Below are 18,976 nucleotides of genomic sequence, written 5' to 3'. Positions count from 1 at the left end.
CAGACCGTCCTCATGGTCAGTGCGACGCCCGGGCCGCCGGTGACACCGCCAGGTAGTCGACAGCCCGCTGCAGCCCACCCAGCTCCGAGGGGTGGAAGTTCGGCCGATAGTAGGACCCTACGACGCGGATCAGCCGGAGCGGGCCGGGCACCAGTCCGCGGCGGGCCGCCCGCAGGTAGCCGCGCCAGCTCGCCCTGCTGCCCGGCGGCACGTACGGGTCGACGGAGAACATGAACCGCACCCCGCGAATCCACAACAGCAGCAACACCGGCCCCACCACCAGCTGCGCCCGCACCTGTCGCCAGTAACCGGCCCGCAGGTGCTTCATCGTGTCGAACGCGACCGCCTTGTGCTCGACTTCCTCGGCCCCGTGCCAGCGCAGCATGTCCAGCATCACCGGGTCGGCGCCCGCGGCGTCCAGAGCCGGCGAGTCCAGCACCCATTCGCCCAGCACGGCGGTGTAGTGCTCGATCGCCGCGATCATCGCCACCTGTTCGAGCAGCCAACTGTGCTGCCGCCGGGTGCTGCGCCACGGCTTCTCCCCCAGCAGAGTCTGAAACAGCCACCGGACCTGGTCGGTGAACGGCGTCACGTCGATGCCCTGGGCGTCGAAGTGGGCGAGCACCCCGGAGTGCGCCTGGGAGTGCATGGACTCCTGGCCGATGAAACCCTGGACGTCCAAGCGCAGCTGGTCGTCTCTGATCAGCGGCAGCGTCTTCTTGAACACCTCGACGAAGAACTCCTCGCCGGCCGGCAGCAGCAGGTGCAGGACGTTGAGCACGTGGGTGGCCAGCGGCTCGTTGGGCACGTAGTGAAACGGCAGCTTCGTCCAGTCGAAGTCGACGTTGCGCGCTTCGAGAACGAGCCGCTCATGATCGGCAGTGTCCGACGAATGCGGACCCACCGCCCTGTCGTCGACTGTGCTCATCAAGGCCCCCTTGCATCGCGCCTCGTGCCCCGCGCCTCGCGCCTCGCGTCTACCGAACCGCCAGGTAGTTTACTGAAGCGCGGGAGTATGCGATACCCGCGGTACTACCTTTGTTCGGCGCGCTGCTTGAGCCGCTGCAACGTGAGCCCGATGTTCTTGGCGTTTTCCGCGTCGCGATCTGGGACGCCGGTGAGCAGCCCGGCGACCTTGCGGAACCACCCGGGACGCTGATCCCAGGTGCTCTCGGTCACCCGGCAGCCGCCGTCCGCGGCGGCCTCGATGTCGTATTTCCAGCGGGCGATCGGAAGCATCGCGGCACGCACGTCGAACGCGAAAGCACGGCCGGGATCGGCATCGGTGACCGTGCACTTGGTGGTCCAGCGCTTGCCGCCGTTCTCGTTGTGACCGACGAACACCGCACCCTCGGTGACGGCCGCACCCTTGCGCAGCTCCATCTTCACGGCTTCCTCGGCCAGCGAAGCCAGCGTCGGCAGGTCGGTGATCAAGCCGTACACCGCCTCGGGGCTCGCGTCGATCTGCACGGTGGCGGTGGCGGAAGGCGCGGTCATCGAAAAATCATAACCAGCACCTCAGCGGACAAACCCGGGCGCCGATCAGCGCCGCGCCGATGCCCCGAATAGCGCTGACCGCGGAATTTTCTGACAATCGAAGTATCCCCGGAACCGAACTCGGCAGGAGGCCCGAACATGCGTGTAGGAATCCCGACCGAGACCAAGAACAACGAATTCCGGGTCGCCATCACCCCCGCCGGCGTGGCCACCCTGACCCAACGGGGCCACGAGGTGCTGGTCCAGGCCGGCGCGGGAGAAGGGTCGGCCATCGCCGACGAAAAGTTCAAGGCGGCCGGCGCGCAGCTGACCGACACCGCCGAGCAGGTCTGGGCCGAGGCCGAACTGGTGCTCAAGGTCAAAGAGCCGCTGCCGGCCGAATACGGCTACCTGCGTTCCGGACAGATCCTGTTCACCTACCTGCATCTGGCCGCCTCCCGTTCGTGCACCGATGCGCTATTGGCTTCGGGCGCAACGTCTATCGCCTACGAGACGGTGCAGACCGCCGACGGTGCACTGCCGTTGCTGGCCCCGATGAGCGAGGTCGCCGGCCGGCTCTCCGCGCAGGTCGGCTCGTATCACCTGATGCGGACCCAGGGCGGTCGCGGCGCCCTGATGGGCGGGGTGCCCGGGGTGAAGCCGGCCGACGTCGTCGTGATCGGCGGCGGCACCGCCGGATACAACGCGGCCCGAGTCGCCAGCGGCATGGGCGCTTCGGTCATGGTTCTCGACGTCAGCCTCGGCAAACTGCGGCTGTTGGACGCGGAGTTCGCCGGTCGCATCGGCACCCGCTACTCGTCGACCTACGAGCTGGTGGGCGCGGTCAAACGTGCCGACCTGGTGATCGGGGCGGTGCTGGTGCCCGGCGCGAAGGCGCCCAGTTTGATTCCGAATTCTCTTGTCGCACAGATGAAGCCGGGTGCGGTGCTGGTGGACATCTCGATCGACCAGGGTGGCTGCTTCGAGGACTCGCGGCCCACCACCCACGACGAACCGACGTTCGCGGTGCACGACACCCTGTTCTACTGCGTGGCCAACATGCCCAGCGCGGTTCCCAAGACGTCGACGTATGCGCTGACGAACGCCACCATGCCGTACCTGCTCAAACTCGCCGACCAGGGCTGGCGTGCGGCCTGCCGCTCGGATCCCGCTCTGGCCAAAGGCCTTTCGACGCACGCTGGGGCGCTGCTGGCCGACCACGTGGCCCACGACCTCGACCTGCCGTTCACCGACCCGGCCAGCCTGCTGAACTGACCCGGCCTGCCGTGTGGGTGCCCTACCGGATGTAGGGCGCCAAGGCCGTGACGATGTCGGCTGCCGGACCCGCCTGCGCCTCCCGGTAGGCCTCCCCGGCCCACAGGTTGGTGCCGTGCGGGTCCTCCTGCTCAACCGCCGCCGCCCGGATCGGCTTGGTCATCTGGTTGACCTCGGGATAGCCAAGTGGGGCAACGTGATCAAGCAACCGGGTGAAGTTGTTGGCCAGCCCGCGCGCATAGCGGCCGGAGAACGCCCGGGTGACCACGGTGGCGTCGAACAGTGGATTCTTCAGCGCAACCCGGTGCGCCGGATTGGTGCCGGCCTCGTCGGCGAGCAGCAGCGCGGTGCCGACCTGCGCGGCGACCGCGCCTCGGCGCAACACCGCCGCGATCTGCTCGACGGTGCCCAGCCCGCCCGCCGCGATCAACGGCACGTCATACGCGCTGCCGATCTTGTCGAGCAGCTGATGCAGCGACTCGGCACCCGGCTCCATGTCGGGGGCGAACGTGCCGCGATGCCCACCCGCGGCCGGACCCTGCACCACCAGGTTGTCCGCACCCGCCGCGACCGCCACCCCGGCCTCGTAGACCGACGTCACCGTCACCGACACCAACAGTCCCAGCGCACTGAGCCGCCGGACCACGTCAGGCGGCGGCGCCCCGAAGGTGAACGACACCATCTCCGGGCGCACGTCGGCCACCACGTCGAGCTTGCGTTCCCAGTCGTCGTCGTCACCGTGCACCGGGTGCCCGACTTCGACGTGGTAATGGTCGGCCACCTCTTCGAGTTCTTCGGCGTAGTACTCCAATTGCAGCCAGTCGGCGACGCTGGGCTGGGGCACGAACAGGTTGGCCCCGATCGGCCCGGTGGTGGCCGCACGCGCGGCAGCGATATCGGCGGCGAACTGGTCCGCACTCAGGTAGCCGCCCGCGACGAAACCCAGCCCACCGGCATTCGACACCGCGGCGGCCAGCGCCGGGGTCCCCGGGCCACCGGCCATCGGCGCACCCACGATGGGCGCCGCGATATCCCAGAAGCCCAATACCACCGGGCTAACCTACCATCGCGCGAAGTTGTTGTGGCAGCGAGCGTTTCGACCGGTACGGGCCCACCACCGCGGCGCCGTAGGGATTGCCGAGCAGGCGCCGCGCCACCGCGTTGACCTCGTCGAGAGTGACCCTGTCGATCTGCCTCAGGGTGTGCTCGATGCTGCGGTGCGCACCGTAGTTGAGCTCGCTGCGGCCGATCCGGCTCATCCGGGACCCGGAATCCTCCAGACCCAGCACCAGACCGCCCCGCAGCGACCCCTTGGCGATCCGGCACTCGGATTCGGTGATCCCATCTCGCGCAACCGATTCCAGCACCGCGCTGGTCACCTTCATGACGTCGGCGAAGCGCTCCGGCAGACACGCGGCGTACACCGACAGTGCCCCGCTGTCGGCGAACAGGTCCAGCGCCGAATACACCGAGTACGCCAGCCCGCGGGTCTCGCGGATCTCCTGGAACAGCCGGGAACTGAGCCCCCCGCCAAGCGCGGTGTGCAACACCGCCAGCGCCCAGCGGTGCTGCCAGCCGCGGCCGGGGGTACGCAGGCCGAGCGACAGATGGGTCTGCTCGGCGTCGCGGTTGCTCAGCAGCAAGGTGGGACGACCGTTGACCCGGCCGGCACCCTTGCGCGGAGCCGCCGGGCGGCGCCCGCGAACCAGCCGCGATCCGAAGTGCTCGCGCACCAGGCGCACCACTTCGTCGTGCTCGACGTTGCCGGCGACGGCCACCACCATCCGCTCCGGGGTGTAGCGGCGCACGTGGAACGAATGCAACTGCGAGCGCGTCATCGCCGACACCGACTGCGCGCTGCCGATCACCGGCCGGCCCACCGGATGGTCGCCGAACAGCGCCGTCATGAACGTGTCGGTCAGCGCGTCCTCGGGGTCGTCGTCGCGCATCGCGATCTCCTCGAGCACCACGTCGCGTTCCAGTTCGACGTCCTCGACCGCGCAGCGGCCGTTGAGCACCACGTCGGCAACCAGGTCAACGGCCAGCTCCAGGTCACTGTCCAGCACATGCGCGTAATAACAGGTGTGCTCTTTGGCGGTGAAGGCGTTGAGCTCGCCGCCGACGGCGTCCACCGCCTGGGCGATGTCGACGGCAGTACGCGTCGGCGTCGACTTGAACAGCAGATGCTCGAGGAAGTGCGCCGCCCCGGCCACTGTGGCGCCTTCGTCGCGGGACCCGACGCCGACCCAGACGCCGACCGACGCGGAACGCACGGCGGGCAGGTGTTCGGTGACCACCCGCAGGCCGCCTGGCAGCGTGCTACGACGCACGCCGCCAGGTCGGAGCGCCCCGGCGGGCTCAGCGTTGGTTGCCACCCGTCAGATCAGCTGCCGGCCGTCGCGGCGGGCTCGGCCGGCGCGGCCTCGGCGGGGGCCGCCGCGTCGTCTTCGGCCACCAGGACCAGCGAGATCTTGCCGCGCTTGTCGATGTCGGCGATCTCCACGCGCAGCTTGTCGCCGACGTTGACCACGTCCTCGACCTTCGCGATGCGCTTGCCGCGGCCCAGCTTGGAGATGTGGACCAGGCCGTCGCGGCCGGGCAGCAGCGACACGAACGCGCCGAAATCGGTGGTCTTGACCACGGTTCCGAGGAACCGCTCCCCCACGGTCGGCAGCTGCGGGTTGGCGATCGCGTTGATCCGGTCGATCGCCGCCTGCGCGGACGGGCCGTCGGTGGCGCCGACGAACACGGTGCCGTCGTCCTCGATGGAGATCTGCGCCCCGGTCTCCTCGGTGATGGCGTTGATGACCTTGCCCTTGGGCCCGATGACCTCGCCGATCTTGTCCACCGGGACCTTGATGGTGGTCACCCGGGGCGCGAACGGGCTCATCTCGTCGGGGCCGTCGATGGCCTCGGCCATCACCTCGAGGATGGTCACCCGGGCGTCCTTGGCCTGGGCCAGCGCGGACGCCAGCACCTGCGAGGGAATGCCGTCCAGCTTGGTGTCCAGCTGCAGCGCGGTGACGAAGTCCTTGGTGCCGGCGCACTTGAAGTCCATGTCGCCGAACGCGTCCTCGGCACCCAGGATGTCGGTCAGGGTGACGTACCGGGTTTCGCCGTCCACCTCGTCGGAGACCAGGCCCATCGCGATGCCGGCCACCGGCGCCTTCAGCGGCACACCGGCGTTGAGCAGCGCCAGGGTGGACGCGCACACCGATCCCATCGACGTCGAGCCGTTGGAGCCCAACGCCTCGGACACCTGGCGAATCGCGTAGGGGAACTCCTCGACCGGGGGCAGCACCGGGATCAGCGCCCGCTCGGCGAGCGCGCCGTGGCCGATCTCGCGCCGCTTGGGCGAACCGACGCGGCCCGTCTCACCGGTGGAGAACGGCGGGAAGTTGTAGTGGTGCATGTACCGCTTGGAGGTTTCCGGCCCCAGCGAGTCGATCTGCTGGGCCATCTTCACCATGTCCAGGGTGGTCACCCCCAGGATCTGGGTTTCCCCGCGCTCGAACAACGCGCTGCCGTGCGCCCGGGGCACCACTGCGACCTCGGCCGACAGCGCACGGATGTCGGTGATCCCGCGGCCGTCGATGCGGAAGTGGTCGGTCAGGATGCGCTGGCGGACCAGCTTCTTGGTCAGCGACCGGAACGCGGCGCTGATCTCTTTCTCGCGGCCCTCGTACGTGCCGGCCAGCCGCTCGAGCACCTGGGCCTTGATCTCGTCGGTGCGCGCGTCCCGCTCGGCCTTGCCGCCGATACTGAGCGCGGCGGCCAGCTCGTCGGTGGCCACGGTGGCCACTGAGTAGTACACGTCTTCCTCGTAAGGCGGGAAGACCGGGAAGTCGCCGGTGGGCTTCGCGGCTGCGTCGGCCAGTTCCTGCTGCGCGGCGCACAGCGTGGCGATGAACGGCTTGGCGGCCTCCAGGCCCTCGGCGACCACGGTCTCCGTCGGCGCCTGCGCGCCACCTTCGACCAGTTCGATGACCTTGTCGGTGGCCTCGGCCTCCACCATCATGATCGCCACGTCCTTTTCGGCGTCACCGCCGACTACGCGGCCGGCCACCACCATGTCGAACACGGCGCCCTCGAGCTGCTCCACGGTGGGGAACGCGACCCATGTGCCGTCGATCAGGGCGACCCGCACCCCGCCGATGGGGCCGGAGAACGGCAGGCCGCTGATCTGGGTGGAAGCCGACGCGGCGTTGATCGCCAGCACGTCGTACAGGTCGTTGGGGTCCAGGCTCAGGATCGTCACCACGACCTGGATCTCGTTGCGCAGGCCGTCGACGAACGACGGACGCAGCGGCCGGTCGATGAGCCGGCAGGTCAGGATCGCGTCGGTGGACGGGCGGCCCTCACGGCGGAAGAACGAGCCGGGGATGCGGCCGGCGGCGTACATCCGCTCTTCGACGTCGACCGTCAACGGGAAGAAGTCGAAATGTTCCTTGGGGTTCTTGCTGGCGGTGGTCGCCGACAGCAGCATGTTCTCTTCGTCGAGGTAAGCGACCACCGCGCCGGCGGCCTGCTGGGCCAGGCGGCCCGTCTCGAAGCGGATGGTGCGGGTGCCGAAGCTCCCGTTGTCGATGGTGGCGGTTGCCTCGAAAACGCCTTCTTCAATTTCAGTCGCAGACATGACGTCGGTGCGGCCTCTCTGGTTTATTCAGCTGTTTCGCGTCGTCACGCGCGAAGGCGCCCTTCTAGAACCAGCGAAGTCCGGATGCGGCTACGGCCATCGATCGAAGCGGCCGACCTGCCCCAGATCCGGGGAGCCCGGCAGCCACTACCGAAGACCGCCCGATGCAGACTGAGCAGCTCTGGCGAATGCGTGGTGACTCGCTGGAACGGAACCCGCGGATCTGCGTGAACCGCACCATGTCGTCCGGGCCTAAGGGGCCCAGAACGCCCTCACTCTACACCGGCCTACGCGGCGGATTGAGCAAACCTCTAGGTCGGGGGGTCAGGTCCGGGGTCCGGCGTTGACATTTTCGACACACACGGCGAACCGCCGCTGCGCGTAGGTGTAGCCCAAACCGCTGCCGCACTGGTCGACCCCGACCGGGGGGTCGAGGTCGGTGAGGATCTCGGTGGCACGCTGCCGATGCGGTGCCGCGCTGTCGCCGCAGTCGACGCGGACCGGATCGACGGTGTGGTGCGGGTCCACGCTCATGCAACCGCCGATCACCCAGTCGACGTCCAGGCACAGGGTGGAGTCCGAGCCGCTGAGCGCGTTGTGCGTGGAGTAGGACGAGTCGACGTCGGTCGGACATTTCGCCCGGTCACCACCCTTGACCAGGGCGACGACCTTGAAATTGGACTCAGGACTGCCGCACGTTGCCTTGGTCGCCTGCGGGCGGTCGGGTGTGCCGGCGAGTTTGAGACAGTCCCCCACTTTGACGTCGGCGAGGTCGGGCCCGCTGGGCCGCACCGAACATCCCGTCAATGCGCCGCCGATCGTGGCCAGGACGGCCCCGGTGATCAGGGCGCGCAGAGCGCCCAGGGTCAGCGGCGCAGACCGAGCCGTTCGATCAGCGAGCGGTAGCGCTCCACGTCGATCTGGGTCAGGTACTTCACCAGGCGCTTACGCCGGCCCACCAGCAGCAACAGGCCACGACGCGAGTGGTGGTCGTGCTTGTGCACCTTCAGGTGCTCGGTCAGGTCCGCGATCCGCTTGGTCAGCAGCGCGATCTGCGCCTCCGGAGACCCGGTATCGGTCTCGTGCAGCCCGTAGGACTTCAGAATTTCTTTTTTCTGCTCGGCGGTAAGCGCCACGAAAACATCTCCATCAATAGGTCCGCGATCAGGATTTTCCGGCGCGGCCACCGCGAACCGCAGCACACGCCGATGTCGTCGGGCAGTTTAGCAGGGTTATCAGGTCCGGTTCCGCGCGTGCAGGCTGGACGAGACCCGTCAGCTCAGCAGCTTGCGGGTGCACTCGGTGTCGCCGGCGATCTCGGCGACCAGCTCGTCGATCGAGTCGAACCGCTGCTGGCCGCGGATTCGGGCGACGAAGTCCAGCGCCACATGCTGGCCGTAGAGGTCGGCCTCGGTGTCCAGGACGAAAGCCTCGACAGTGCGGGTGCGCCCGGAGAACGTCGGGTTGGTGCCGACCGACACCGCACTCTGGTATCGCTCCCCCGGGATCACCGTGCCGGTCGACGGCCCGTGCCCCAGCACGGTGAACCAGGCGGCGTACACACCGTCAGCGGGAATGGCCGAATACATCGGCGGCGCCACGTTCGCGGTGGGATAGCCCAGCTCGGAGCCTCTGCCGTAACCGCGGACCACCACTCCCTCGACGCGGTGCGGACGACCCAGCGCTTCGGTGGCCGCCATCACGTCGCCGGCGTCCACGCAGGACCGGATATAGGTGGACGAGAAGGTCACGTTCTCGTTGCTGTGATGTTCGGACAGCAGCGACATCGACTCCACCGCGAAACCGAACCGCTCGCCGGCCCGGCGCAGCGTCTCGACGTTGCCGGCCGCCTTCTTGCCGAAGGTGAAGTTCTCGCCCACCACGACTTCCACCACGTGCAGGTTCTCCACCAGCAGCTCATGCACGTACCGCTCGGGGGTGAGCTTCATGAAGTCGGTGGTGAACGGCATCACCAGGAAGACGTCGATACCGAGTTCCTCGACGAGCTCCGCACGCCGGGTCAGCGTGGTCAGTTGCGCCGGATGACTGCCCGGATACACGACCTCCATCGGGTGCGGGTCGAATGTCATCAGCACCGACGGCACTCCGCGGGCGCGGGCCGCTTTCACCGCATGCGCGATCAACTCGGCGTGCCCACGGTGCACACCGTCGAAAACCCCTATGGTCAGCACGCATCGACCCCAGTCAGTTGGGATCTCGTCCTGGCCGCGCCACCGCTGCACGACCGCAAGCCTAATCGTCCCGCTTGGCGTCCCGGCAATCTCAGGGCAACGGATTAGGCGTGGGTTGCCTAAGATTTGGCATGTGAGGGCGGACGACGAGCCTGGTGGACTCACCGCGGTTGCCCAGGACTATCTGAAAGTCATCTGGACTGCCCAGGAATGGTCCCGGGAAAGGGTCAGCACCAAGATGCTGGCCGAGAAGCTCGGGGTGTCGGCCAGCACCGCCTCGGAGTCCATCCGCAAGCTCGCCGAGCAGGGCCTGGTCGATCACGCCAAGTACGGCGCGGTCACCCTGACCGAATCCGGCCGGCGCGCGGCGCTAGCGATGGTGCGCCGGCACCGGCTGTTGGAAACCTTTCTGGTCAACGAACTCGGCTACGGCTGGGACGAGGTGCACGACGAGGCCGAGGTGCTCGAGCACGCGGTGTCCGATCGGCTGATGGCCCGCATCGACGCCAAGCTCGGATTCCCGCAGCGCGACCCGCACGGCGACCCCATTCCGGCCACCGACGGTCAGGTCCCGACACCGCCGGCGCGGCAACTGTGGGACTGCGGCGACGGCGACACCGGGACGGTGGCGCGCATCTCCGACGCCGACCCGCAGATGCTGCGGTATTTCGACAGCGTCGGGATCAACCTGGACTCGCGGCTGCGGGTGCTGACCCGACGCGAGTTCGCCGGGATGGTCTCGGTGGCGGTCGAGTCGGACGACGGCGCGACGACGGTGGACCTGGGCAGCCCGGCGGCGTGCGCGATCTGGGTGGTTGCCTGACTCTGCTCAAAGCCCGGTCCGAGGGCGGCGGGGCCGCGATCGGCGGCGGGGCGAGTTTCGCGGCTTCGTTACGCTCGCGCGGCTAGTTGCTCAGCAACCCCTTGGCGATGTGCGTCACCTGCACCTCGTTGCTGCCGGCGTAGATCATCAGCGACTTCGCGTCGCGGGCAAGCTGTTCCACCCGATATTCGGCCATATAGCCGTTGCCGCCGAACAATTGCACCGCCTCCATCGCGACATCGGTGGCCGCCTCCGAGGAGTACAGCTTGATCGCCGACGCCTCGGCCAACGTCAGCGGTTTACCGGCCTGTTGACGCTCGATGGTGTGAAATACCATGTTCTGCACGTTCATTCGGGCGATCTCCATCTTGGCCAGCTTCAGCTGGATCAGCTGGAACTGCCCGATGTTCTTGCCCCACAGGGTGCGACTCTTCGCGTAATCCACACTGAGCCGGTGACATTCGTTGATGATGCCCAGTGCCATCATCGCGATGCCGATGCGTTCGGTGGAGAAGTTGGCGCGGGCGCTGTCGCGGCCGTCGCCGTCGTCGTGCTGCTCGTTCTCCCCGAGCAGCCGGTCCGGGCTCAGCCGGACGTTGTCGAAGAACAACTCGCCCGTCGGCGACGACATCATGCCCATCTTCTTGAACGGCTTGCCCTGAGTCAGGCCCTCCATGCCGGCGTCGAGGACGAAGACCAGCACCGGGCGGTTCCGCTTCGCTATCGAAGGGTCGCCCTCGTCCAGCTTGGCGTAGACGACCAGCACGTCGGCGTAGGGGCCGTTGGTGATGAACGTCTTCTGCCCGTTGAGGATATAGTCCTGCCCGTCGCGCTTGACGTAGGTCTTCATCCCGCCGAACGCATCCGAGCCTGAGTCGGGTTCGGTGATCGCCCACGCCGCAATCTTTTTCAGCGTCATCAGGTCGGGCAGCCAGCGTTCCTTCTGCGCCAGGGTGCCGCGGCTCATGATGGTAGCCGCGCCCAGGCCCAGGCTCACCGACGCGGTGGAGAGCAACCCGATGCTGACCCCGGCGAGTTCGGAGATCAGCACCGCCGCCATCGACCCCTGCGCGCCTCCCATGCCGCCGAGCGCGTCTGAGCCGCCGCCCTTTTCGAGCTGCTCGCCGTTCTGCTTGGCGCGCTCGCGTTCCAGCATCTTCTTCACCGACTCGGCGGCCAGCGCGTCAAGGCCGAACTGGCTGAACAACTTTCGCGCGATCGGGTACGGCGATAGCTCACCGGTCTCCAGCGCGTCGAGATTCGGCCGGATCTCCTTGTCGATGAACTGGCGCACGGTGTCGCGCACCATCAGGTCGGTTTCGGACCACTCGAACATGGTTCAGCGCTCGGCGCGCTGGTAGGCGGTGACGACGGCGGCACCGCCGAGGCCGATGTTGTGTTGCAGCGCGGCCGTGACGTTGTCGACCTGGCGCTTGTCGGCGGTGCCGCGCAGCTGCCAGGTGAGCTCCGAGCACTGCGCCAGACCGGTCGCCCCCAGTGGATGACCCTTGGAGATCAGCCCGCCCGAGGGGTTGACCACCCAGCGTCCGCCGTAGGTGGTCTGGTTGTCGTCGATCAGCTTGGCCGCCTCGCCCTCGCCGCACAGGCCCAGCGCCTCGTACAGCAGCAGCTCGTTGGCCGAGAAGCAGTCGTGCAGCTCGATCACCTGGAAGTCGTCCGGGCCCAGCCCGGACTGGTCGTAGACACGTTGAGCGGCTTGCACATTCATGTCGTAGCCGATGATGTTGGCGGCGCTGCCGTCGAAGGTCGACTCGAAGTCGGTGGTCATCGCCTGTCCGACGATCTCGACGGCCTGTCCGGCCAGATTGTGCTTGGCCACGTACTCCTCGCTGGCCAGCACCACCGCCGCCGAGCCGTCCGAGGTCGGTGAGCACTGCAGTTTGGTCAGCGGGTCGGAGATCATCTTGGCGCCCAGGATGTCCTCGAGCGAGTACTCCTCCTGGAACTGTGCATACGGGTTGTTGACCGAGTGCTTGTGGTTCTTGTAGCCGATCTTCGCGAAATGCTCGGCGGTGGTGCCGTACTTCTTCATGTGCTCACGTCCGGCCGCCCCGAACATCCACGGCGCCACCGGGAATGCGAACTCCTCGATGGCGGCCAGCGCCTGGACGTGCTTACCCAGCGGCGACTCGCGGTCCTGGGATCCGACCTGAAGCGACCCGGGCTGCATCTTCTCGAAGCCCAGCGCCAGCACGCAGTCGGCCAGGCCGCCGCGGATGGCTTGGGCGCCGAGGTACAGCGCGGTGGACCCGGTCGAGCAGTTGTTGTTGACGTTGACGATCGGAATGCCCGTCATGCCCAGCTCGTAGAGAGCACGCTGGCCGCTGGTGGAATCGCCGGCCACGTAGCCGACGTAACCCTGCTCGATCTCGCTGTAGTCGACCCCGGCATCTTCGAGCGCCTTGGTGCCCGATTCCTTGGCCATCTGCGGGTAGTCCCAGCCTTCGCGGCGACCCGGCTTCTCGAACTTCGTCATGCCCACGCCGACGACGTAGACCCTGTTGGCTGACTTGTTGGACACCTTGCTGGACAACTTTGTCCCCTTCCGTGGGCCCGGCCTCGCGAGTGAACGCCACCGCGAAAATTCAAGGGCGGATTTCGCAGTGACGTTACGCTCGCGGGCCCCGCGGGTGGTTAGAGGGTCGCCGGGCGGAATCGGATTGCCCGGCTCCTCCTCAGTCCGTACCGGACTGCATCGTCGCCGGGCGGACTACCACCACCGATCGGGTGCGAGACCCCTCGTCCCGCAGCAGCGCGATCACCCGATCGCCGGCGGCGCAGGCCGCGTACACACCGTCGATACCCGCCACAGCCAGAGCCCGGCCGTTGGCCGCGGCATCGGCTTCCTCGGCGGTGAGTTCGCGACGCGGGAACATCAGCAGGCAGGCCTCGTCCAGACTGAGGCTCAGCCGCGGGCGCTCGGCCAGCTCGTCGAGTGTCACCGCGTGGTTCAGGTCGAAGCGGCCGACCCGGGTGCGCCGCAGCGACGTCAGATGTCCACCCACTCCCAGCGCATCGCCGAGGTCGCGGGCCAGCGCGCGAATGTAGGTGCCCGACGAGCAATCCACCCGCACGTCCAGGTCGACCAGCCCGTCCGACCGCCGCACCGCCAACACCTCGAACCGGTCGATGCGCACCGGCCTTGCCGCCAGCTCGACCACCTCACCGGCACGGGCCAGCTGATAGGCCCGCCGGCCGGCGACCTTGATCGCGCTGACCGCCGACGGCACCTGGCTGATGTCGCCACGCAGCCCGCCGACCGCCGTCTCGATCGCCTCCTCGGTGAGGTGCGCAGCTGAAACCGACTGCAGCAGTTCACCTTCGGCGTCCTCGGTGGAGGTGGTCTGACCCAGCCGGATGGTCGCCGCGTACGACTTCGACGTCGCGGTCAACAAGCCGAGGACCTTGGTGGCCCGCTCGATACCGATCACCAGCACCCCGGTGGCCATCGGATCCAGCGTGCCGGCGTGACCCACCCGGCGGGTGCCGAAGATCCGCCGGCACCGGCCCACCACGTCATGGCTGGTCATCCCGGCGGGCTTGTCAACGACCACCAGTCCCGGCCCGAGACCGCTCACAGCACGATCGCGGTGAGCACCAGGTCGCGCTGCACCGACCACCGCCCGGCCAACGACGTCAGCGGCGGACCCGACACGGCGGCCGGGTCGATCAGGATGCGGGACACGAAACGGCCCGCCGATTCCGAATCCGCCGAGAAGGTGATGTGCGCATCCTCGAACCCCAGCCACCGCTTGGTCAGCGGAAACCACGCCTTGTAGGTTGCCTCCTTGGCGCAGAACAGGATTCGATCCCAGTGCAGGCCGGCCGGCAGTGCCCGCGGAATCTCGCTGCGCTCGGCGGGCAGGCTGATCGCGTCCAGCACACCGTTGGGCAGCACATCGTGCGGCTCGGCGTCGATCCCCACCGAGCGGACCCCTTCGCTGCGTCCCACGACCGCACCACGGTAACCGGTGCAGTGCGTGAGGCTGCCCACGATCCCGTCGGGCCAGCGGGGTTCGCCCTTGTCTCCCTTGAGGATTGGCACCGGCTCGACACCCAGCTCACCGAGCGCGATCCGGGCGCAGTGCCGCACGGTGATGAATTCGCTGCGCCGCTTGGCCACCGACTTGGCGATCAACGGCTCCTCTTCGGGCATCGGTTGCAGCCCGGGCGGATCGGAATACAGCTCGGCGTAAGCCATGTCGTCGATCAGGGTGCCGGGCAGCAGCGCCGACACCAGCATGCCGGCCGTCACCGGTTCTGCCGCTGCCGCAGTTTTTCCCGGAACTGGGTGGCCTGTGCCTTCATCTCCGGGGTGATCACGAAGTGACCGCCGAAGTCGTTGAGGTAGCCCGGCGCGTACTGCGGGTCGGGCAGCACCTGCCGCAGCCAGCTGTAGGGCTTGCGGCGCCGCCACTCCCGCGGGTAACCGACCGACACCTCCTCGAAGCGCACGTCGTCGTGCCAGGTGGTGCGGGGAATGTGCAGATGGCCGTAGACCGAGCAGACCGCGTTGTAGCGGGTGTGCCAGTCGGCGGTCTTGGTGGTGCCGCACCACAGCGAGAACTCGGGGTAGAACAGCGCGTCGCAGGGGTCGCGCACCAGCGGGAAATGGTTGACCAGGACGGTGGGCTGCATCCAGTCCAGCTGTTCCAGACGAGCTCTGGTTTTCGCGACGCGCTCGCGGCACCAGGCGTCCCGGGTGGGATACGGCTCGCAGGAGAGCAGGAACTCGTCGGTGCAGACCACGTTGCGTTCTTTTGCGATGGCCATGCCCTCGGCTTTGCTGGCCGCCCCGGGTGGCAGGAAGCTGTAGTCGTAGAGCAGGAACATCGGCACGATGGTGGCCGGCCCACCCCGTTCGGTCCACACCGGCCACGGGTGCTCGGGGGTGATCACGCCCATCTCGTCGCACATGTTGACCAGGTAGTCGTAGCGGGAGCGGCCGAAGATCTGCATGGGATCACGGTTGGTGGTCCACAGCTCGTGGTTGCCCGGCACCCAGATCACCTTGGCGAAGCGGCGCCGCAGCAGGTCCAGCGCCCAGCGGATCTCGTCGGTGCGTTCGGCGACGTCACCGCAGACAATCAGCCAGTCGTCCGGCGACGACGGGTGCAGCGACTCGGTCACCGGCTTGTTGCCCATGTGACCGGTGTGCAGATCCGAGACAGCCCACAGCGTCGGCTGTCCGGTCGCTTCATGCCCTGTCACGATTAACCACCCTAACGACCCGGCGCCGATGACACGATTTGCCGCCTGGCGGAGCGGGGCTAGAACGAGTTCCAGTTTTCGCTGTGACTGCGCGGACGCGACTTGTACACTCCCGGCAATAGGGCCGCCAACAGCAGGGGGTGTCGTGTTCGCCAAGGTGCGTCTGGCCGCAGCGTTCGGTGCGCTGGTCACAGCCGTCGTGGTGGGAGTGGCGGGCTGGCAGCACGGCCCGGTTCCCGGACACCGAGGCGTAGTCGAATTGCGGTCGACGGCCCAGCCGATGGAAACCACGATGAAGAGCCCGATCGTGGAGACCCAGAATCCCAGCCCGTTCGACCCGTGCACCGACATCCCGTTCGACGCCGTGCAGCGGCTGGGCCTGGCCTTCACCCCGCCGGAGCCCCAGGAAGGGCTGCGCTGCCAGTTCGACGCCGGGAACTACCAGCTGGCGGTCGAGCCGATCGTCTGGCGCACCTACGCTCAGACGTTGCCGCCGGACGCCATCGAGACCACCGTCCAGGGGCATCGCGCCGCGCAGTACTGGGTGCTCAAGCCGACGTATCACAACAGCTACTGGTACATCTCCTGCATGGTGACGTTCAAGACGAGCTACGGGGTGATCCAGCAGTCGCTGTTCTACTCCACGGTCTACTCCGAGCCCGACGTCGACTGCCCGTCCACCAACCTGCAGCGGGCCAACGAGCTGGCACCCATGTACAAGTTCTAGCCCGCCCGACGCGCCTTTCGGCCCTTCCCTAGTGTGGGAAAAGTGAGTACCACATCGACCGAGCACGACGACCTGAAGCTGCGTGACCGCGCAGCCGGAGTGAGCGGCCGCGTCGCCCTGGGCGCGCTGGGCAGGGCATTGCACCTGCCCCGGGCCACGACGCGCTACACCAGGCACCATGTTCAGGTACCGATGCGCGACGGTGTGCACCTGGTCGCCGACCACTATGCGCCGCTGACGCCCAAGCCCGCCGGCACCTTGCTCACCCGCGGCCCCTACGGCCGCCGGTTCCCGTTCTCGCTGGCCTTCGCCCGGTTGTACGCGGCCCGCGGCTACCACGTGGTGCTGCAGAGCGTGCGGGGCACGTTCGGATCCGCAGGCCAGTTCGAACCGATGGTCAACGAAGCCGCTGACGGGGCCGACACGGTGCAGTGGCTGCGCGAGCAGCCCTGGTTCACCGGCAGTTTCGCCACCATCGGCCTGTCCTATCTCGGCTTCACCCAATGGGCTCTGCTTCAGGATCCGCCGCCGGAGCTGGCCACCGCCGTCATCACGGTGGGGCCGCACGACTTCCGTGAATCCGTTTGGGGCACCGGCACATTCGCCGTCAACGACTTTCTGGGCTGGAGCGCGATGGTGGCCCGCCAGGAGGAGCCCGGCCTGCTGCGAGCGGGCATCCGCCAGCTGAGCGGGCCCCGCAAAGTGGCGCGCGCACTCGCCGAGGTGCCGATGGGCAAATCGGCCCGTGCGCTGCTCGGCGAGGGTGCGCCCTGGTTCGAATCGTGGGTGGACACCCACCACGGCGACCCGTTCTGGGACCAGCTGCGCTTCCCCGACGCACTGGACCGCGTCAACGTCCCGGTGCTGCTGCTCAGCGGTTGGCAGGACATTTTTCTGCGGCAGACGCTGCAGCAATACCGGCACCTGCGCGACCGGGGCATCGAGGTGGGACTGACGATCGGTCCCTGGACACACACCCAGATGCTCACCAAGGGTCTGGCGACCTGTACCCGGGAAACCCTGGACTGGCTCGATACCCACCTGGGCGGCGCCACGGCGCCGCGCCGGCCGTCCCCGGCGCACATCTTCGTCACCGGGCAGGGCTGGCGTCACCTGGCGGACTGGCCCCCAGCCACCACCGAACACGCGCTCTACCTGCAGCCCTACGGCCACCTGGGTGACCAGCCGCCGACCACCAAGACCCGGCCGGCCAATTTCCACTACGACCCCGCCCACCCCACGCCGACGATCGGCGGGCCGCTGCTCTCCCCGAAAGGCGGCTACCGCGACGACACCAAACTCGCCATGCGCGACGACGTGCTCAGCTTCACCGGGGCCACCCTCACCCACGACCTGTTCGTGTACGGCAACCCGGTCATCGAGTTGGAGCACAGCGCCGACAACCCCAACGTCGACCTGTTCGTCCGGGTCAGCGAGGTCGACGCGAAGGGCAGGTCCCGCAACCTCAGCGACGGCTACCGGCGACTCGGGCCGCTGGAGCCGGGCACGCACCGGGTCCGCATCGAACTGGACGCCGTTGCGCACCGCTTCGCGGCCGGCTCACGCGTCCGAGTGCTGATCACCGGCAGCTGGTTCCCCCGCTATGCGCGCAACCTGGGCACCGAGGAGCCGATGCTGACCGCGCGGCAGCACAAGCCGGCGACGCATTCGGTGCACTTCGGCGAATCCCGCCTGCTGCTGCCGGTCGGGCGCGGATCAGCTGACCGCCCGGCGGACGCGGGCGACGACGCCGGCTAACGCCTCCTCGGTGTGCACCGGCGCCGCCAGGCTCGGCCGCACCGGCAGCTCTACCCAGCTGGTACAACCCCGGTATTCGGGAGTCCGGGGCAGCCGCACCGGCTCGGCCAGCGGTAGGGCCGAGACCACCAGCACCGCGAGTTTGTGCCGGGGCCGAAAGTCCAGCCGGTCGGCGCGCACCGAATCGGCGGTCCAGATGTGCAGATCCTCGATCTGGCTGAGTCCTTCCAGCCGGTTGACCTCAACTGCGGCAACGACTTTCGCAGCGGCACGCACCGTCACGTGTTCGTCGTCGCTGTCCTGCGCCGCCGGCCCGAGCAAACCCCGATGCTCCGGCCGGACCCGCGCGGCATGGCTGTGCGCCACGGTCGGGAACAGCAGGAAATCCTGCGCGGCGACTTCGAAACGCTTCTCACCGATGCCGCCCTTGCGCAGCAGGACGGTCTGGCGCCCGTCGAGCAGCGCGTGCACGGCCGCGCTCCACTCCTTCAGGGCGGGCGTCACTGTGACCTGGCGAGCCGGGCCACCACCTCGGGGCGGCGCAGCGGCGGTACGGTCCGGGGCGGTTGCCGTCGGGCCGGAAGCGCCTCGAGCAACCGCGCCGTGGTCGCGGTGACCTCGGCGACGGCGGCTTCGAACGCCTCGGCGTTGGCCGCCGACTGGTGCGTGATGCCGCTGACCTTGCGCACGTACTGCCGCGCGGCCGCGGCGATCTCCTGGGCGGTGGCCGGCGGTTCGAGTCCGCGCAGTTCGGTGATGTTGCGGCACATGGCGTCCACCATAAGCCGGGGCGGCAACTACGCGAAGGTGTGTGGACGGGGGTTGCCGATGGTGCCGACGTGCTCGGCCAGCTGCCG

Annotated in this window: 19 protein-coding genes; 4 read left to right on the top strand and 15 right to left on the bottom strand. The window is 68.1% G+C overall.

From position 1 onward, the window contains the following. Positions 1-16: 16 nt before the first annotated feature. The gene (locus MKCMC460_RS11230) at positions 17-928 is read right to left on the bottom strand and encodes a metal-dependent hydrolase (RefSeq protein ID WP_236976472.1); all 912 of its coding nucleotides are present in this window, start codon (positions 926-928) and stop codon (positions 17-19) included. A 104-nt stretch (positions 929-1,032) separates the two neighbouring features. Further along, complete coding sequence (locus MKCMC460_RS11225) at positions 1,033-1,497, bottom strand: SRPBCC family protein (RefSeq protein ID WP_236976473.1); 465 nt, start codon at positions 1,495-1,497, stop codon at positions 1,033-1,035. A 138-nt stretch (positions 1,498-1,635) separates the two neighbouring features. On the opposite strand from MKCMC460_RS11225, the gene ald reads away from it, so the two are divergent. Further along, on the top strand, positions 1,636-2,751 hold the full coding sequence (ald, locus tag MKCMC460_RS11220) for an alanine dehydrogenase (protein WP_236976474.1): 1,116 nt from the start codon (positions 1,636-1,638) through the stop codon (positions 2,749-2,751). Between the two features lie 22 nt (positions 2,752-2,773). On the opposite strand, the gene MKCMC460_RS11215 is transcribed toward ald, so the two are convergent. The 6 genes from MKCMC460_RS11215 to MKCMC460_RS11190 form a co-directional block, all read right to left on the bottom strand. Beyond that, positions 2,774-3,802: a nitronate monooxygenase gene (locus MKCMC460_RS11215; RefSeq protein WP_236976475.1), complete on the bottom strand. Its 1,029-nt coding sequence runs from the start codon at positions 3,800-3,802 to the stop codon at positions 2,774-2,776. Positions 3,803-3,806: 4 nt separating this feature from the next. Beyond that, positions 3,807-5,126 (bottom strand): pitrilysin family protein, encoded by a 1,320-nt coding sequence (locus tag MKCMC460_RS11210; protein WP_236976476.1) that lies wholly within the window; start codon positions 5,124-5,126, stop codon positions 3,807-3,809. Between the two features lie 8 nt (positions 5,127-5,134). Then, the gene (locus tag MKCMC460_RS11205; RefSeq protein ID WP_236976477.1) at positions 5,135-7,387 is read right to left on the bottom strand and encodes a polyribonucleotide nucleotidyltransferase; all 2,253 of its coding nucleotides are present in this window, start codon (positions 7,385-7,387) and stop codon (positions 5,135-5,137) included. Positions 7,388-7,711: 324 nt separating this feature from the next. Beyond that, positions 7,712-8,233: a hypothetical protein gene (locus tag MKCMC460_RS11200; RefSeq protein ID WP_370653164.1), complete on the bottom strand. Its 522-nt coding sequence runs from the start codon at positions 8,231-8,233 to the stop codon at positions 7,712-7,714. 20 nt (positions 8,234-8,253) lie between these two features. Next, entirely contained in the window at positions 8,254-8,523 is a 270-nt protein-coding gene (rpsO, locus tag MKCMC460_RS11195) for a 30S ribosomal protein S15 (protein WP_180917911.1), read from the bottom strand. A gap of 138 nt (positions 8,524-8,661) precedes the next feature. Beyond that, entirely contained in the window at positions 8,662-9,630 is a 969-nt protein-coding gene (locus MKCMC460_RS11190) for a bifunctional riboflavin kinase/FAD synthetase (RefSeq protein WP_236976478.1), read from the bottom strand. Between the two features lie 82 nt (positions 9,631-9,712). On the opposite strand from MKCMC460_RS11190, the gene mntR reads away from it, so the two are divergent. After that, complete coding sequence (gene mntR / locus MKCMC460_RS11185; protein WP_236976479.1) at positions 9,713-10,402, top strand: manganese-binding transcriptional regulator MntR; 690 nt, start codon at positions 9,713-9,715, stop codon at positions 10,400-10,402. A gap of 82 nt (positions 10,403-10,484) precedes the next feature. Here the strand turns inward: mntR and MKCMC460_RS11180 are convergent, their stop codons facing one another. The 5 genes from MKCMC460_RS11180 to MKCMC460_RS11160 all read right to left on the bottom strand — a co-directional run bounded on the left by MKCMC460_RS11180 (position 10,485) and on the right by MKCMC460_RS11160 (position 15,634). Beyond that, positions 10,485-11,738 (bottom strand): acyl-CoA dehydrogenase family protein, encoded by a 1,254-nt coding sequence (locus tag MKCMC460_RS11180; RefSeq protein ID WP_236976480.1) that lies wholly within the window; start codon positions 11,736-11,738, stop codon positions 10,485-10,487. A 3-nt stretch (positions 11,739-11,741) separates the two neighbouring features. After that, positions 11,742-12,944: a lipid-transfer protein gene (locus MKCMC460_RS11175; protein WP_255731315.1), complete on the bottom strand. Its 1,203-nt coding sequence runs from the start codon at positions 12,942-12,944 to the stop codon at positions 11,742-11,744. A 154-nt stretch (positions 12,945-13,098) separates the two neighbouring features. Further along, positions 13,099-14,001 (bottom strand): tRNA pseudouridine(55) synthase TruB, encoded by a 903-nt coding sequence (gene truB, locus MKCMC460_RS11170; RefSeq protein ID WP_236976481.1) that lies wholly within the window; start codon positions 13,999-14,001, stop codon positions 13,099-13,101. Next, on the bottom strand, positions 13,998-14,678 hold the full coding sequence (locus tag MKCMC460_RS11165; RefSeq protein ID WP_236976482.1) for a 4'-phosphopantetheinyl transferase: 681 nt from the start codon (positions 14,676-14,678) through the stop codon (positions 13,998-14,000). The genes truB and MKCMC460_RS11165 overlap by 4 nt, the downstream gene beginning before the upstream one ends. After that, positions 14,675-15,634, bottom strand: a complete 960-nt coding sequence (locus MKCMC460_RS11160) for a metallophosphoesterase (protein WP_255730692.1) — start codon at positions 15,632-15,634, stop codon at positions 14,675-14,677. The genes MKCMC460_RS11165 and MKCMC460_RS11160 overlap by 4 nt, the downstream gene beginning before the upstream one ends. Before the next feature lie 145 nt (positions 15,635-15,779). Here MKCMC460_RS11160 and MKCMC460_RS11155 point away from each other — a divergent pair, with 145 nt between their 5' ends. Both MKCMC460_RS11155 and MKCMC460_RS11150 read left to right on the top strand, forming a co-directional pair. Continuing rightward, positions 15,780-16,361, top strand: a complete 582-nt coding sequence (locus MKCMC460_RS11155) for a DUF3558 domain-containing protein (protein WP_238305707.1) — start codon at positions 15,780-15,782, stop codon at positions 16,359-16,361. Positions 16,362-16,403: 42 nt separating this feature from the next. Continuing rightward, positions 16,404-18,119 carry a CocE/NonD family hydrolase gene (locus MKCMC460_RS11150; protein WP_370653110.1) on the top strand — a complete coding sequence of 572 codons (1,716 nt, stop codon included), beginning with the start codon at positions 16,404-16,406 and terminating at the stop codon, positions 18,117-18,119. Here MKCMC460_RS11150 and MKCMC460_RS11145 read toward each other — a convergent pair. Both MKCMC460_RS11145 and MKCMC460_RS11140 read right to left on the bottom strand, forming a co-directional pair. Further along, positions 18,078-18,623 carry a DUF1802 family protein gene (locus MKCMC460_RS11145; protein WP_236976483.1) on the bottom strand — a complete coding sequence of 182 codons (546 nt, stop codon included), beginning with the start codon at positions 18,621-18,623 and terminating at the stop codon, positions 18,078-18,080. The two genes, MKCMC460_RS11150 and MKCMC460_RS11145, sit on opposite strands and share 42 nt — an antisense overlap. After that, positions 18,620-18,889 (bottom strand): DUF2277 family protein, encoded by a 270-nt coding sequence (locus tag MKCMC460_RS11140; RefSeq protein ID WP_236976484.1) that lies wholly within the window; start codon positions 18,887-18,889, stop codon positions 18,620-18,622. The genes MKCMC460_RS11145 and MKCMC460_RS11140 overlap by 4 nt, the downstream gene beginning before the upstream one ends. Between the last annotated feature and the right edge of the window lie 87 nt (positions 18,890-18,976).

Source organism: Mycobacterium sp. 20KCMC460 (genome assembly GCF_022179425.1).
GTDB classification, from domain to species: domain Bacteria; phylum Actinomycetota; class Actinomycetes; order Mycobacteriales; family Mycobacteriaceae; genus Mycobacterium; species Mycobacterium kiyosense.
This window is presented reverse-complemented; position numbering and strand designations above follow the sequence as displayed.